The organism is Bifidobacterium sp. UBA6881 (assembly GCA_002451435.1).
Classification (GTDB): domain Bacteria; phylum Actinomycetota; class Actinomycetes; order Actinomycetales; family Bifidobacteriaceae; genus Bifidobacterium.
Genome location: DKCF01000006.1, coordinates 32,270 through 32,619, shown reverse-complemented (window position 1 = coordinate 32,619; position 350 = coordinate 32,270). Strand labels below are relative to the sequence as shown.

Sequence of the window (350 nt, the reverse complement as noted above, 5' to 3'; positions counted from 1 at the left end):
GCCCCGGCCGAAGCGTCTCGTCCGAACCACAATTTCGGCGCACTCGCGCATGAGGACGCCGACGCCCGTGGCGTGCGCCGCGTTCCGGTGTTCACCGTCTCCAAGCTCGACGAGCCGATTGAGAGCGCCGCCGACGCCTACCTGCGTCTGCACCTGCTGAGCATGCGTCTGGCCAAGCCGAACACGCTGAACCTCGACGGCATCTTCGCCAAGCTCAACAACGTCGTGTGGACCAACTACGGCCCGTTCGCGGTCGAGGACTTCGCCCTGCGCAAGCTCGACGTGCTGGGCGCCACGGCACAGGCCGCGCCCGGACTGCCGCACGTCGACGTGAACGTGCTGTCCGTCGA

At 67.7% G+C, this 350-nt stretch carries 1 pseudogene; it reads left to right on the top strand.

From position 1 onward, the window contains the following. Window positions 1–350 (top strand): annotated as a pseudogene (locus B3C64_RS00405) (2,3,4,5-tetrahydropyridine-2,6-dicarboxylate N-succinyltransferase); the annotation flags it as partial.